The organism is Sphingobacterium psychroaquaticum (genome assembly GCF_900177625.1).
Taxonomy (GTDB): Bacteria; Bacteroidota; Bacteroidia; order Sphingobacteriales; family Sphingobacteriaceae; genus Sphingobacterium; species Sphingobacterium psychroaquaticum.
On record NZ_FXAU01000006.1, the window covers coordinates 51,952 to 68,169 of the forward strand.

The window sequence follows — 16,218 nt, forward strand, 5'->3', positions numbered from 1 at the left end:
CCTGTTATTATTACTCTGTTTTATTATTATCTCTGTCATTCTCTCGTAGACCTGTGTAAAAGGTAAAGCCTCTTTGTGCAAGCTTTAGAAGACTTTTAGGGACTTCCCATTGTTCTCCATACTGGCGAAAGCGTCTACAATCCGCAATGAAAGCTGGAAGACCAATCTGGTCAATGTAACTGAATACGCCTCCGGTCTGGGGCGCAAAACCTAAACCCAGAACGGAACCAATATCGCCGTCCATGGTGCTTTCGAGAACTCCTTCCTCGAGGCAGCGATAGCTGTCCAAAGCCTGGATATGCATAAGGCGCTTTTGGATGTCCGCTGTAGATATTTCCATTGATATCTCCGAACTATAGGGATGTTGCCAAATTGTTTTACGTTGACCTTCGGGATAGTCGTAAAAACCTTTGCCTGCTTTTTTACCTTTTCGTCCTGCTCGAACCATCCATTCTATGAGTTCCAACATTTGCTCTTCTACGGGCGTTCTTTGTTCATTTTGTTGGAGCACATCCGCCATCAGATCAAGGGATATTTCATCCATTACCGCTAACGGACCAACGGCTAACCCTGCTCTTTTTGCCACATTTTCGAGAACGATCGGAGATACCCCCTCTAGTAACATGTTCACGGCCTCTAGATTATATTTCCCAAAGATGCGAGAGGTGAAAAAGCCTGGACTATCGTTTACCACAATGGGAACTTTCCCAAGCTGATTAGCAAAATCTACAGCGCGTGCAAGTGTTTCCTGATTTGTTTTTTCACCTTTTATGATTTCAATCAAAGGCATTCTATCTACCGGAGAGAAGAAGTGGATGCCGATAAATCGTTCTGGGTGGATGGAGGCCTTCGCTAGTTTTGTTATCGGCAGCGAAGATGTATTTGATGCAAAAAATCCTTTTTCATGAAGAAAAACTTCGGCTTCATGGGTTACCAGCTTTTTGAGCTTAGGGTCTTCAAAAACAGCCTCAATAATCAAGTCGCAATCCGCCAAATAGGCGTAGGAGTCTGTCGGTTTTATATGATCTAATAATTGATCCGCTTTATCGCGTGTGGTTCTTCCTAGTGTCAATGCCCGGTGTGTTGTTTGTTCTGCGTAAACTTTTCCTTTTTCCGCTTGCGTTATGGAGATGTCCTTTAATATCACATCGATGCCTGCTTTGGCTGCGACGTAGGCGATTCCGGCTCCCATCATACCGGCCCCAAGGATACCGAGTTTCTGAATTGGAGTTGTGAGCGTTCCATTGGTCCTATTTTTTCCCTTCTTTGCTTGATTGATTCCAAAAAAATTAGTCCGGATCATACTTTTGGCCTCTTTGGAGAGTAAGGTTTTTATAAAGTAACGTGCTTCAATATCCAATGCGCGTTCGATCGGCAGATCCACCCCATCGTGAATGGCAGCTAGGCAATAGTTTAATCCGGGGTAGTTTCCATGTGTAGCTTTTCGCAGGTTGCCTATGCTTGCGGTCATCGTCATATGCTCTGCTGGGGACCGAAGTCCCTTGTTTTCGGAGGACATATTCCAAGGTTGTATAACATTTGGATGTGTTAAAATCCACGCTACAGCATCTTCGAACGCTATTTCTGGATATTCAACTAAATCATGTATCAAGCCGGCTGTTAGTGCATCTTTAGGACTAAAAGTTGTACCCTTGAGTAGTATGGGGGCGGCTTTTTCTATGCCTAGCATTTTAGATAGTTTGATGGTTCCCCCTGCACCTGGAAATAATCCAAGTGAGGCTTCAGGAAGCCCAATCTTATAACGTCCGGCGGTGGCAATGCGGTGATGCGTGGTGAGAGCAAGCTCAAATCCACCACCTAGCGCATGCCCACTGATAATAGAAACCATGGGTTTTTGAATCGCTTCATTGGCAAGTATGCCGCGGTGCAGTGTTTGTAAATGTTCTAGGATGAGGTTAGGTGTGTTTTGGATACGCAGAAGCTCCCCAACATCAGCTCCAGCCATAAAATCTTTGCGAGCTGATGTTAAGATCAACCCTTTGATATCTGCGCGGTTAAGGAGTGCATTTACCGTCTGTAGGTATGTTTTTTGAAATTCTAAAGTGAATAGATTAGTTGGGTAACCCGCCATATCTACTTTTATCCAAGCGATACCTTGTGGTAGAATCTCGGTTTTAAAAAAAATATTTTCTGTAGTCATGTTGTTCTTTGTTAGGGTTCGCATCTTTCGATTATCGTTGTAATTCCCATTCCACCGCCAATGCAAAGAGATACTAAACCGGTTTGTAGTTGTCGACGTTCTAATTCGTCAAGCAGTATACCGAGAAGCATAGCGCCCGTGGCACCTAACGGGTGACCCAAAGCAATAGCTCCACCGTTTACATTGAGTCTCTCGTGTGGTACGCCAAGTTGGTCCATGAAATAAAGGGGGACCACAGCAAAAGCTTCATTTACTTCATAGAGGTCGATGTCACTGGCTTGCATGCCGGCGGCTTGGAGTGCTTTTTGACTCGCTGGAACAGGGCCAGTAAGCATGACAGTAGGATCGGTACCAAAGACCGCCATACTTTTTATTCGTGCGCGAGGTTTTATCCCCAAGCTTTCGCCGGCCTTTTTGCTTCCTATCACAGCGATAGCGGCACCGTCCACGATGGCGGAGGAATTGCCTGCATGATGGACATGATTGATGGCCTCGATTTCAGGATATCGATCGATGGCGACGGCGTCAAAACCTCCCCATTGTCCCATGCTTTCAAAAGAAGGATTCAATGCCTTTAATGAATCCATTGAGGTGGTGCGGATATTTTCATCATGTTCCAGTAAGGGTAAGCCATTTATATCCGTGACGGGAATCCTTGAATTTGTGAAGTAGCCGTTCTTTTCTGCATGGAGCGCTCGCTCTTGGGAGGCAACTGCAAATAAATCGAGATCTCCTCGCGTGTAACCAAACTTGGTCGCGATAAGATCGGCTGATATTCCTTGTGGGACGAAATAAGCCGGAAGTGCCACGCGTGGGTCAGCGGACATGGCGCCTCCGTCGCTTCCGATAGGAACGCGTGACATGCTTTCCACACCACCAGCAAATACCAGCTCCTTAAACCCCGCCTTAACGTAGGCCGCAGCTTGGTTGATGGCCTCCAATCCGGATCCACAAAATCTATTTACTGTATAGGCGCTTAAGTGGTCGCCATATGTAGAAACCTGCGCTATGCTTTTGGCGATATTTGCGCCCTGATCAGCCACCTGAGTGACGCAACCCATAATAAGTTCTTCGACCTGCTCCGTGTCGAGTTGATGTTTATCTCTTAGGTGCTTCATGAGCTGTGCCCCCAATTGTACGGGAGGTACGCTTATCAATGCACCTTTGCGATTTCCTTTTCCGCGTACCGTGCGTACTGCGTCGAATATATATGCTTCCATTATTGTTTGCATTAATGATTGAAAAATTAGCGTGTACCGACATCTGTTTTTGGCATACTTCCATTGGTAAACATCTTTGCAATGAACTGCTCTTTAATTACGAATTTTTGAACCTTTCCCGAAGGTGTACGTGGGAGGGCATCGGTAAAGTGGTAGATCTTCGGTATCCGATAAGTAGGAAGATGTTTCCCTAAAAACGTTGCTATTTTGTCGGGGGATATCGGGTCTATTTTATTGGTTACCAGTATTGCAGTTACCGTTTCACCCCATTCGTGATGGGGTGTGCCAATGACGGCAGCATCGACGATATCGGGATGAAGCAATAACGCATCTTCGACTTGTTTGGAATAGACATTTTCACCACCGGTATTGATAATATCTTTTTTTCGATCCACTATATAGAGGTAGCCGTCTTTGTCTTTGCGGGCGATATCACCTGTAATATACCAACCATCGTCGGTGAAAGCATCTTGAGAAGCTTGTGGATTCTTATAATAACCAGCCATGCAACTGAAGGCTTTGATCCATATTTCACCGATACTTCCGTTAGGAACTTCATTTCCTTGTTCGTCGACCACTTTTATACTTACAGATGGAAGTGCATATTTACCAATGGAACCGGCTTTGTGAAGCTGCTCTTCCGGGTAAAGGACAATTCCCGTGGGGCCGGTTTCCGTCATTCCAAATACCTGATAAAAATTGTTGCTGCGGTAGGCTAAGCTTATTTTTCGACTTATATCCTCACTGATTGGGCCACCACCGTAAGCCCAGCGTCGTACACTGCTCAAATCGTAGTTCCCGAAATTGGGTACCGTCCGTAAGGGAAGGATATATGAAATAGGAGCTCCAAAATAAAGTGTTATTTTTTCTCGTTCAATGGTTTCTAACATCTGTAATGGACTGTATTCCCGCAGCAAAACAACTGTTCCTCCCAGGTATAAGGTCGCGCCAAACCAATTGTTTAGTGGGGAAGAATGCCAGATAGGCATCGCTAGTAAGAGGCGTTCATCCCGAGACAATCCCAGTGTTGTGGCGGCAACCTGAGCAGCCATATATACACTGAAATGCGGCATGACGCAACCTTTGGGAGCTCCTGTCGTTCCTGACGTATAGAGTATCTGTGCCGGGGAGTCGTGCGTCAGTGGAAAACTGTCGGAGAGGGGTAGGGGCATATAATCCTTTAGCGTGGTGTCGATTTCAAAGAAGTCGCTCACTTTTCCTTGGGTGGATACCATGGGAATAGAAAAGGTCACTTCTTGAACGATATCGACTAAAGCTGCATCAAAGAGTAGGAGCTTGGTGTCTGAATCGCGAAGAATATAATCTAGTTCTGCAGATTTTAACTTGTGGTTTATGGGAACAACGGTGGCCCCCAAGCGCCAGGCACCAAATAAAAACCAGATGAAAGACGGGGTGTTATAACAGAATAAGGCGACTTTATCATCGGGTTTAATTCCATTTTTGTGCAAAAAGGAGGCTACTTGGAGTGATTTTTCATACACTTCAGTATACGACTCACTTTGGTTGTTGTAACGGAGGAAGTCTTTGTTTCCATATTTGCGGACGTTGGAATCAAAAATGTCAAGTAAGTTCATTATTGTCGGTTTTTAAAAGGGTTATTTATTGATTATTTTTCCGTCAAGATGAACAGCCTCCGACGTGAAGGTACGTTCCAATATCTTGTGGTGGTCCAGTGCAGTTGTGGTAAAAGCACCATAGTTGACGGCCGGTGCTTGTTCAATACGGAGTGTGATAAAAGCATGGCTCATATAGTCGGGAGCCACATCCTTCATTATGCTCGCTTGGATAACCAACATCAGCTTTTCGGTAAGTAAACGGGCATGGGCCTCTATGTTTTCTTTGTCTTTCATAATGCCAATCACTTCCAGCAAAAGCTGTTGGATTGCGGCATTTCCGGCAGCCATTTTTTGCAGCTCTGTCAATAATGTTTGCACCAGTGCGGGCTCCCGATCCATGGCACGTAATACGTCTAAGCACATGACGTTACCTGAACCTTCCCAGATGGAGTTGACCGGAGCTTCCCGGAAGAGTCGCGCCATAATACCATCTTCGACATAGCCATTTCCACCGAAGACTTCCATCGCTTCAGCCGATAGGCTTTCCGATCGTTTGCAACACCAATATTTAGCGGCAGGCGTAACGATTCTTTTCCACGCTCTAGCGGATTCATCCGTTTCAGCGGCTTCATAGGCCTCCGCTAGCTTTAAGGCTAGATGCTGTGCGGCCTCTGTCTCGAGAGCAAAGTCCACCAAGACATTACGCATAAGCGGTTGTTCATATAGTTTTTTACCAAAGGCGCGTCGTTTTCGGGTATATGCAATAGCTTGGACAGTTGCTTGTCGCATAAGTCCGGCTGCGCCGATAACACAGGCTAATCGTGTATAATTTGCCATTTCAATAATGGTGCGGATTCCCCGTCCTTCCTCACCAATAAGGATGCCCCATGCGTCTAGAAACTCTACTTCGCTACTGGAGTTACTGCGATTACCCACTTTATCCTTAAGGCGCTGGATGTGCGTGGCATTTTTAGTTCCGTCGAACTTCCAACGTGGAACAAAAAAGCAAGCTAAATCATCTGAGTCCCTTATTTTGGCTACGACAAGGTGTGCATCGCACATTGGGGCAGAAAAGAACCATTTATGACCACGTAAGAGGTAGGCCTGACCACGTCCGTGTTGGTCAATGGGCGTTGCAATCGTACTATTGCTTCGAACATCTGACCCACCTTGTTTTTCGGTCATACCCATGCCGATCCAGATGGATCGTTTTTCGGTAAGGGGGAGATCTCGTTCATCGTAGTCATGACTCAAGAGTTTATCCTTAAGCATGTCCCATAAGATAGGCTCGCGTTGGATTAAAGGGATAGCTCCTTGTGTCATTGTTGTGGGGCACATAGAGCCAGCTTCAATTTGTCCCATCAGCATAAAACTGGCAGCGAAGTAAGCCCAGCGGTGTGGTTGTTCATACTCATATGGGATTGAGATCATGCCATTGCCCTTGGCATAACGCATAAACCAGTGCCACGACGGATGGAATGCGACATAATCCTTTCTGTTTCCCAGACGGTCAAAAGCTTCTAGTGTAGGAAGGTGCTGATTGGCCAATTGTGCTTGACTATAGGCATATTCAGCGCCAATATCTGCACCTGTTTGCGTTAATTTATCGATGGCCCATTGTGCCCGTCGATCGCCAAAGTATTCGGATAAAACAGCGTCTGTGGTAAATAAGTTATAGTTGTGAAGCTCCGAAAATTGGTTCGTCACTTCGTGTGTTGTCCATTCGTTTATCATGATGGTTGGTGTTTGTTTACTGAAACCATGTGAAGCTACTTGCTGTGAAGCTTGTGGCTCTATTATTTTAGGCGGATAGATCGCTTCTTTTTGTCGTTGTGTTGGGTGTCGCTTGATGGCGTTACTGATGTTTTTTTGCGACGTTATATCCTTCTTTTATTCTGATATATGCCTGTTATGAAAGATATTTATAAGGTTTTATACAAAGTTAACTTCTTGATATGGTGTATTTTTGACTGAATTGTTCTATTTTTTGACTATTTTGTAAGATGTGTGATGTTTATTACTAAAGGATACAGGATGACAGCTTTTAAGAACAATGACTATTCCATCACGATGGTTCATGCAATGAATATTTTACGCGCACCTTTGCGACTTAGCGGGTACCAGATGGCCTTATGTATTTCGGGCAGTGTGGAGATGACCGTTTCAGGGGAGAGGGTGCGGTATAAGACAGGGAATTTTGCGACATTTAGTCCGTTTAATACCCTGGAAGTATTGGAGGTATCTCCTGATTATCGGTGTATCCTGCTGATGTTCCAGAAGAATTTCCTAACCGAGACGCTGAATAATATTTATTTTTTGGAACGTTTTCAATTGCTTCGTAATACTGGTATTATATTAATGGAGCTTTCAGAAGCAGAGCTGCTACTTTTTACGGCACGGCTACATCGGCTGGAGGGTGCTATGCGAGATACAACGCACTTGTTTGCACGGGATATTGTTCGAAGTAAGATTATTGTGCTTTTGTATCGATTGGAAGAGTTGCTACTGCATCGTGTTAATGAAGTTAATAATGATTTAAACCCGGTCGGGAAAGAAAAGAAACTCGCCGATTTCCAGGACCTCTTGACGCGTTATTATTACAGTGAGCGAAAGGTTTCTTTCTATGCGGGTTTGTTGAATACGACATCGGCGCAACTGAGTAAAATGTTGTATGAGGCGACTGGACGAAAAGCAAAAGAACACATCGATGATATTCGCCTTTTGGAGGCAATGCATTTGTTAAAAGCGGGGCGATATAATGTGTCTGAAGTAAGTAGTCTTCTTTACTATAAAAATGTAGAAGAATTTAGTCGTTTTTTTAAAAAGAAAACAGGAATTAGTCCGCTTCGCTATGCCCGGGATCAGCTGTAGTTTAGTTGATAGTAGAGCGTAGATGGTCGTTAGTAGAGCCATAAGCCCCGAAGGGCTTAGCCTAGCTAAATCTTGCGTCTAAAGTTAAGTGGGATACCGTCTATTTCTTCTCTGGGAAAGTTGGTGTAAGACGGGTTGTTAAAAAGTGTAAAATAAAGCATGAAATATAGGGGGCTGTATGTTTTTTTTGTAAAAAAGCCGTTATACATGTGTTTATTAACAGATGTTAAGAACTTTTGAGGAAAACTTGAAACAATAGTTTTAATTTAGTACGTTGAAGGTATATTGAATTTTCACTTTTTACTTAACATATAGCATGTATAAAAAAGTTTATGGTGTAGGTGTTGCGTTGAGCTTGATGGGATCTGCGTCTTTTGCGCAGCAAACCGCGTGGCAACAGGTAAACAATGCCTACAAGTCAGGAATGGAGTTGTTTGAGCGTGGCAAATATAGTTCGGCGGCGAAGCAGTTCGATCGGGTAGAAGAGATCCGTACGAAGTCCAGCTTACAGTTGGATGAGACAGAGGAACTCACCCTGATTAAGGAAAATGTGCGTTATTATCAAGCTATCTGTGCGCTGGAGTTGGGGGATTCTAATGCGGAATCCCGGTTTTTAAAATACATTAAAGATTATCCGGCAAGTGCCAATTCAAAAGCGGCTTACTTCCAAATTGGAAAGTCTTATTACGCGAAGAAAGATTACGGGAAAGCGATCGAATGGTTCCAAAAAATTGACAGTAAAAATTTAGCAGGAGCGGAGAATACAGAGTATCGTTTTAAGTTGGCTTATGCACAGTTTATGACGAATGATTATAAGGCTGCAAAACCACTGTTCGAACGATTAAAAGATGATCGTGGGCAATATCAGGAAGCTTCCATTTATTACTACGCTTACCTTTGTTACCTGGATGCCGAATATAAGACGGCTCTCAACGAGTTTGAACGCCTGAATGGTTCCAAAGTTTACGAAAATAGTTATCCCTATTATATTACGGCACTTTATTTCCTGGATAAACGCTATGATGATGTATTGAGCTATGCGTTGCCGGTATTGAGCCGTACGAAGCAAGAGCATGAAACCGAAATATTCCGTATTGTAGGGGCGACCTATTTTATCAAGGGTGATCTACAGAAGTCGAAAGAATACTACGATAAATTCCAGGCGCAAGATCAAGGTAAAACACAAAACAATCAAGATAGCTACCAGATCGGTTACATTGCCTATAAGTTAGGAGACTACGAAAAAGCAATTAAAGAGCTTGAAAAATTGTCTGAACCGGATGCTTACTTCCAAAGTGCGATGATCACATTAGGCGATTCATTTTTGAAAACAGGAAATAAACAAAGTGCGCGTAATGCCTTTTTCAGAGCTTCAAAATTGGATTTTGATGCAGATCTGAAAGAAGAAGGTTTGTTCAACTATGCGAAGTTATCGTATGAACTCGAGTTTCACCAGGTAGCTTTGGAAGCCACGCAAGAATATTTAGATACGTACCCACGTTCTAAGAAGCAAGAAGAGGCGAAGACATTGTTGGCGGAGGTATTGTTGAGTACGAAGAATTACCGCGCAGCCGTTGATATTTTAGAAAGCATTGGTACCCGTGGTAAAGCAGCGAATACCGCGTATCAAAAGGTAACCTATTACCGTGGCTTAGAGTTTTATAATGAACGTGCTTTTGAGAATGCTATCTCTATGTTTATGCGTTCCGAAGCGAACCGTAATGATGAAGAGATTTACGCATTATCTACATACTGGAAAGCAGAAGCGATGTATGAAGTACGTAAGTATGGGGAGGCTGTAACAAACTTTAACCGTTTCTTGCAGTTGCCAGCAGCGCGTAACACGGATGTTTATAGCTATGCGAACTATGCCTTAGCCTATGCTGCCTTCCGAAATGATCGTTATAATACAGCGGCAAACTATTTCGAACGTTTCTTAGCCACTGGCGGCAAAGACGGTATTGAGATCAACACCCGTAATGATGCTGTGGCACGTTTAGCTGACTCTTATTTCGGGATGAAGAATTATGGTAAAGCTTTGGAGCAATATAACCGTTTGATTAATGCGAAAGCGCCAAGTCAGGATTATGCGTTGTTCCAACGAGGTATAATACAAGGGCTACAGGGCGATAATACCGGTAAAATAGCGACCTTACAGTCTGTTATTCGGGCGTTTCCGAAGTCAAATTATGCCGATGATGTTGCTTTTGAAATTCCATATACCTATTTCTTGATGGGTAACCATGATGGTGCTATCTCCGGTTTACAGAAAATGGTAGAGCAGTATCCACGCAGTAGCTACGTGCCCCGCGCATTGGTGACAATTGGATTGGTGCAATACAACAAAGATGATAACGATGCTGCATTGAAAACTTTTCAGCGTGTTGTTGATCAGTATGCAACCACCGATGAGGCGAAGCAGGCGATGCGCTCAATCGAGAATATTTATTTGGACAAAGGTGATGCTACGGGGTACATCCGTTATGCTACCGGAACAAATATTGGCGATTTGAGTACAGCACAGCAAGACGGACACACGTTTAGTATTGCTAAGACTTTATTTGACCGTGGTAGTTACCAAGGTGCTGTAGAAGCCGTAAATGCATATTTTGATAAATTCCCTAAACCGATTAATGAGAAACATGCTCGTTTTATCCGGGGCGAGAGTTATGCGAAACTAGGACGTGATACGGAGGCTTTGCATGATTTCAATATCATTATGAACGACTGGACAAGTGCCTATACAGAGCAGACATTGCTTAGTGTTGCCAAGTTGCACTTAAATAAGAAAGCCTACAATGAGGCTGTTCAGGTGTTGAAGAAATTAGAATTAACATCGGAGTATAAATCCAATTATGGTTTTGCGATCAATAATTTATTGATGAGCTACTTTAATATTGGCGATTTTGTAGAAACACAGAACTATGCTAAACTGGTTCGTGAGTACGAAAAATCGTCGGAGGAAGATATTGCGTTAGCGCATTTGTATTCCGGTAAAGCTTATGCCGCAACCAATAAAGCGGCAGATGCGTTGAAAGAATTTAACCTTGCTGCGCTGAAGAGTAAGACGATTATCGGTGCCGAGGCACGTTATCGCGTAGGTGAGCAGCAGCTTAAAGCAAAGCAATATGATAAAGCGATTGAGTCGGCTTTTGATATTTCCAATACGTTCTCTTCATACGATTATTGGGTAGCGAAAGGCTTTATCTTAATGGCGGATGCCTATGCAGCTAAAGGAGATAAGTTCCAGGCAAAATCAACACTGGAAAGTGTGATCGAGAATTATGACAATAAGACGGACGACGTATTGAAGGAAGCGAAGTCACGATTAGAGAAACTTAAGTAACAAGAATAGGAAGAAAGATGAAATTGCATAAAACAGTATTTAAGAATTACGGCACGGTGGCTTTGTTACTTGGTTTAGGCTACAGTGCGAGTGCGCAGGTAACGCCGGAGAGACCGGTCACTATTGATTCTTTTGATGTCGTTCGTGATTACAAGCCTATTCTTGCTGATGCGGTAAAAATTCGCCGTAGTCCCGATATGACGAATAAACGCAGTTACATGCCAAAGCTAAGCTATGGTAATGTGCCTGATAAAAAATTAGATATTAACACCGGATTAAAGGAGCTTGATGTGCAAGAGACGCCATTTTCGGCGCTTCGTGACCAAACGAGTAACTATGTGAAGTTCGGCATGGGGAATCTAAGTACAATTTTAGGTGAAGGATACTTCTCGTATGATGCGTATGAAGATATGCGTGTTGGTGGTTTTGTAAAGCACTTAAGCCAAAAAGGAAGTCTGGAAGATCAGAAATTTTCAAGACAAGAGGTTGGCGTATTCGGTCGTCGCATATTACCTCAATTTACCATTGATGGGGTGATTGGATATAACCGCTATGCAACGAACTTTTATGGTATTCCGTTAGCGACTGATAAAGTAACATCCTTAAACCCTTCGCGTGAGAAGCAGACTTTTAATGATATTTATTTTACGGGTGAATTAACCAGTAACTACGACGCTAATAATGATGAGGCATTAAGTTACTCCGCAAAAGTGGATGCATATACATTCTCCGATAAATACAAGGCAAAGGAAACATCGTTTGCCCTTTCGGGATACTTGAATAAGCAAATGCGTGCATTTAATGTGGGGGCGAACTTAAGTGTTGATGTGAATTCTGTTGATGGAACAAACAAAGGGACAACGAAAAACTCCCTAGCTATAATCAATCCGTATATCCGTTTTAAAGGAGATAACTATGCGATTACATTAGGCGCTAATTTGATTCCTGAATTTGGCGATAGTAGCAGTTTTAATATTTTCCCAGCAGCCGAAATTGATTTTGCTCTGGCACCGGAATATTTCCATATTTTCGGGGGAGTGAATGGTTCCGTGAAGAAAGCATCTTACAGAGAGTTTGCGCGTCAGAACCCTTTCTTAGGACCTGATCTTGGTATTCAGAATATGGTGGAACGTTTGAACTTCTTCGGTGGTATCAAGGGAAATGCAGGCGCTACTTTTGGATATAAAGTAAAAGCAATTTACCGTAAACTGGAAGGTATGCCGTTGTTTGTCAACAGTATGAATAACCCATATCAGTTTGATCTTGTATACGATGGTAATGGTGATAAAGAAACTAAACATATTGGATTAGAAGGAGAAATCAATATCCGTTTATCGGAATTGGTGAATCTTGGTGGTCGTTTGAATATCGATAATTACACCACTGCACAGGAGGAAGAAGGTTGGCATACGCCGAAAATGAGATTGGCGGCGAATGCACGTTTCAACATTTCGGAGAAATTGTATATCGATGCGGAAGCACTGTTCCACGGTATTTCTAAAGCAAAGGTGTATGATTACGACGCCAGTACAACGCCTATTACGGTGGTGACGCCATATTATACGCGCGACGTACCATCATTTTTTGACCTAAGTGCGGGCGCGGAATACAAAGCAACAAAACAATTGGGATTGTTTGTGAAAGCTAATAATATCTTCAATAAAGAGTACCAGACCTATATATATTATCCAAAATTAGGATTTAATCTTTTAGGTGGTTTAAACTTCTCGTTCTAAGGAGAACGAGAAGTCGATAGCATTGCTTTAACATGCGACACGATAATAATTGCAGACAAGAGCAATTTTATCTAAGTTTGCACATTAAGACGATTGAATGAACTTAGGAAAGAATGTTTATAATCTATTAAAGAGACAGGCAGCAGTCTATGTAGATGGCTTGGGCACGTTTAGGCGTAACCGTACGGCAGCCGTATACGATGAGCAGCGCCATGTCTATTTACCACCCATTAGCTACATTGACTTTGATCGAGGGGCTACGGATGGTTATGATTTTATACAGTATATCCAACAGCTTTCAGAACTGGATAGATCGACTGCTGAACACCTAGTTTCCCAGGCGGTTACGCAGATTCAGCGTCATATTAATGAAGAAGGGCAAGTGAAACTGGATGATCTCGGATACCTTGTTAGTTATGGCGATGGTTATGTGTTTAAGCCGCTCGACCTGTCGGGCTTCCATTTAGAAGCAGTATCGGCATTGCCTCAACAAGGAAACATAGAGAAAATTCGTGAAAACACGGAAGTTCCTCCTGCGGAGGATAATCCAGCTGTCGCAGAAGAGCCGGCGGAAGTAGAATCGTACGCGGGTACAGAGCCGGAGGTAACGGCAACTACTATTGCGCCTGAAGGGCAGAATGAGAGCCCTGAAATAGAAACAAGAGAGGGAGTGGAAGAGCAGATTGCAGAGGAAGAAATTAAACCTCTGGAAGAAATAGTAGAAGAAGAGCCAAGAAAATCAAACAATAGCATTTGGTACATTGTTTTGGTGGTGGTAGCTTTAGGTATTATGGCAGCATTATACCTAGCGAATAAAAATACATTTGCGCCAAAGGAACTGGAGGTTGTTGATACGATTCCGGTTATAAAGGATACCGTAGATTCGGCGGCTTTGCACCTTGTACCTGACTCGTTGTCGGCGATACAGGCCGATAGTACGGTAACAGATACTGTTGTTGTAGCGCTTGAAAAGGAAGTTGTACAAGAGAACCGGAAAGCAAACCACGAGTGGCAGATCGTCATCGGTACACACCGTACATTAGCACAAGCTTATGAACAGGCTGAGTCCTACAATAAAGCCGGATATCCAAAAGTACATGTGGTGCCAAGCAACTTGGCCAAAAATAAAAAGAAGGTCATTTGGGATAGCTATGAAACTAAAGCACAAGCAGATTCTGCCTTGGTGTATGTTCAAAAACATATCATTAAAGACGCTTGGCCAGATAAAATAGGAAAATAACAACATTAAATACGAATAACGACTATGTCATTGATGCAAGACAACCTAACGGTAGATTCTTTAAACTCCGTTCAACAGCAAGCTGTACAATTAGCAACAACGGAAGAAAATTTGAACTTGATTCAATTGTTGATGAAAGGTGGATGGATTATGATCCCCATTATTTTCCTTTTATTTTTAGGACTAGTTATTTTCTTTGAGCGGTATATTACCATTCGAAAAGCTTCACGTTCGGATTCCGGATTGATGTCACAGATTAAAAGCAATGTAATGTCCGGTCGTTTAGATGCGGCGATTGCCGTTTGTCGCTCTAGTAATTCAGCGTTATCGCGTATGCTTCAAAAAGGTCTTTCTCGTGTTGGTCGTCCGATCAAAGATATTGAGGGAGCTATTGAGAACGTCGGTAAATTAGAGGTTTCTAAACTGGAGAAGAACATCAATATCCTAGGTATTATTGCGGGGATCGCTCCGATGCTTGGTTTCGTGGGAACGATTTTTGGGGTAATCCAGATCTTCCGCGATGTAGAGGTCGCTGGTGGTATCGATATTGGTTCAGTTTCTGGTGGATTGTATGTGAAGATGATTGCTTCGGCAAGTGGACTGACGGTAGGTATCTTGGCCTATGTTGGATATCATATCTTAAACATGATGGTAGAGCGCCTTATCTTACGTATGGAAACAGACGCGGTGGAGTTTATCGATCTATTAGACGAGCCTGGCGCATAGTTTGGATTTTTGATTTAGCGGATAATGAATTTAAGAAATAGAAGAAATAAACCGACAGCCGAGGTACATACTGCGGCGCTGAATGATATCATGTTTTTCTTGATGTTGTTCTTCCTGTTGGCCTCTGCAGTTTCCAACCCGCAAGTGGTGAAGCTCTTATTGCCGAAGTCTAGTGCAGGTGAACAGTCGGTTGCAAAAAAAACAATGACGGTATCTATATCTGCAGATCTAGCCTATCATGTGGATAAACAAACGGTGCCATTGGAGCAGTTGGAACCTCTTATCCAAGCGCAGGCTGGCGAAGGAGAGGATTTGACCATCATGCTATACGCAGATAGTTCGGTGCCTATTCAAAATGTGATTGCTGTAATGGATGTCGCAAATAGAAATAAGGTGAAGTTAGTATTGGCGACAGAACCGAAAAAAGATAAGTAAGAAAGACACGTCGGATTAAACGATTAATCAGATGCGATGTCAAAATAGAAAGCATTTTAGTATAGAATAAAGAATATGTATTACCAATCCCGAGAAGAGAACAATTTACCTAAAGCATTAGGGCTTTCTGCCTTGGTGATGGGCGTATTGGTTCTGATTGGTTTTTTTGTTGTATTTGGTGGTCAAGAAATCCCTCGCTATGGGATGGGGGGTATTATTGTAAATTACGGTACTGCTGATGAGGGTATGGGCGATGATTATATGAGTGTGGATGAGCCTTCGATGGATGAGAATGCCAATAATGTAAAACCGGATAAAATAGACCCAGAGACAACACCTGTGCCGACGCCGTCGAAGCAAGTAGCCGATAAAGTGGTTGCGACACAAGATATGGATGATGCGCCAGCTGTTCCAAAGAATGAAAAACCGGTGAAAGCAAATGCGGATGTATCTACCGTAGAGAAGAAAAATGCAACGCCAGCAGTGAACCCAAACGCCTTATATAAAGGGAAAAAGAATAATGCTGTCGGGACTGGAGATGGTACGGGCACAACACCCGGAAATCAGGGCAGTAAGTTGGGCGATCCTTTAGCCAGTAATTATGGCGAAGGTGGGTCTGGTGATGGTAATATGATGTTGACTATTGCGAACAGACGTTTTGAAGTACGTCCTAATATCCAAGATGATGGACAACAGGCAGGCCGCGTAGCGGTTGAGTTTAGCGTAAATCGTAGTGGGGTAGTAACCCGTGCTCGCGCCGGGGTAAAAGGAACCACGATTTCGAGTCGTGCGTTACTTGAAAAATGCGAGCGTGCCGTTATGGGAGCGCGGTTAAATCAGCTTCCAAATGCACCGGATTCTCAAACTGGTGTGATTGTTTTTAATTTCAAGCTAAGATAATTCTTA

At 43.2% G+C, this 16,218-nt stretch carries 11 protein-coding genes; 7 read left to right on the forward strand and 4 right to left on the reverse strand.

The genetic code is table 11. From position 1 onward, the window contains the following. Window positions 1-10 precede the first annotated feature (10 nt). The 4 genes from B9Y69_RS14790 to B9Y69_RS14805 are packed head-to-tail and all read right to left on the reverse strand — an operon-like array spanning window position 11 to window position 6,692. Window positions 11-2,161 carry a 3-hydroxyacyl-CoA dehydrogenase NAD-binding domain-containing protein gene (locus tag B9Y69_RS14790; RefSeq protein WP_159451857.1) on the reverse strand — a complete coding sequence of 717 codons (2,151 nt, stop codon included), beginning with the start codon at window positions 2,159-2,161 and terminating at the stop codon, window positions 11-13. Window positions 2,162-2,172: 11 nt separating this feature from the next. Next, window positions 2,173-3,381: an acetyl-CoA C-acetyltransferase gene (locus tag B9Y69_RS14795; RefSeq protein ID WP_144036597.1), complete on the reverse strand. Its 1,209-nt coding sequence runs from the start codon at window positions 3,379-3,381 to the stop codon at window positions 2,173-2,175. A 26-nt stretch (window positions 3,382-3,407) separates the two neighbouring features. Continuing rightward, window positions 3,408-4,976, reverse strand: coding sequence for a class I adenylate-forming enzyme family protein (locus B9Y69_RS14800; protein WP_085473760.1), 1,569 nt, complete (start codon window positions 4,974-4,976; stop codon window positions 3,408-3,410). Window positions 4,977-4,997: 21 nt separating this feature from the next. After that, window positions 4,998-6,692, reverse strand: a complete 1,695-nt coding sequence (locus tag B9Y69_RS14805; protein WP_085473761.1) for an acyl-CoA dehydrogenase family protein — start codon at window positions 6,690-6,692, stop codon at window positions 4,998-5,000. Window positions 6,693-6,992: 300 nt separating this feature from the next. Between B9Y69_RS14805 and B9Y69_RS14810 the strand changes: the two genes are divergently transcribed. From B9Y69_RS14810 to B9Y69_RS14840, 7 genes are all read left to right on the forward strand, one after another. Then, window positions 6,993-7,829 (forward strand): helix-turn-helix domain-containing protein, encoded by an 837-nt coding sequence (locus tag B9Y69_RS14810; RefSeq protein WP_159451858.1) that lies wholly within the window; start codon window positions 6,993-6,995, stop codon window positions 7,827-7,829. A 316-nt stretch (window positions 7,830-8,145) separates the two neighbouring features. Further along, on the forward strand, window positions 8,146-11,175 hold the full coding sequence (locus B9Y69_RS14815) for a tetratricopeptide repeat protein (protein ID WP_085473763.1): 3,030 nt from the start codon (window positions 8,146-8,148) through the stop codon (window positions 11,173-11,175). A 17-nt stretch (window positions 11,176-11,192) separates the two neighbouring features. Beyond that, complete coding sequence (locus B9Y69_RS14820) at window positions 11,193-12,911, forward strand: TonB-dependent receptor (RefSeq protein ID WP_085473764.1); 1,719 nt, start codon at window positions 11,193-11,195, stop codon at window positions 12,909-12,911. Between the two features lie 97 nt (window positions 12,912-13,008). Continuing rightward, window positions 13,009-14,151 (forward strand): hypothetical protein, encoded by a 1,143-nt coding sequence (locus B9Y69_RS14825; RefSeq protein WP_085473765.1) that lies wholly within the window; start codon window positions 13,009-13,011, stop codon window positions 14,149-14,151. A gap of 24 nt (window positions 14,152-14,175) precedes the next feature. Further along, window positions 14,176-14,877 carry a MotA/TolQ/ExbB proton channel family protein gene (locus B9Y69_RS14830; protein ID WP_085473766.1) on the forward strand — a complete coding sequence of 234 codons (702 nt, stop codon included), beginning with the start codon at window positions 14,176-14,178 and terminating at the stop codon, window positions 14,875-14,877. A 24-nt stretch (window positions 14,878-14,901) separates the two neighbouring features. Beyond that, on the forward strand, window positions 14,902-15,312 hold the full coding sequence (locus B9Y69_RS14835) for an ExbD/TolR family protein (protein WP_085473767.1): 411 nt from the start codon (window positions 14,902-14,904) through the stop codon (window positions 15,310-15,312). A 75-nt stretch (window positions 15,313-15,387) separates the two neighbouring features. Continuing rightward, window positions 15,388-16,212 carry an energy transducer TonB gene (locus tag B9Y69_RS14840; protein WP_085473768.1) on the forward strand — a complete coding sequence of 275 codons (825 nt, stop codon included), beginning with the start codon at window positions 15,388-15,390 and terminating at the stop codon, window positions 16,210-16,212. Window positions 16,213-16,218 lie beyond the last annotated feature (6 nt).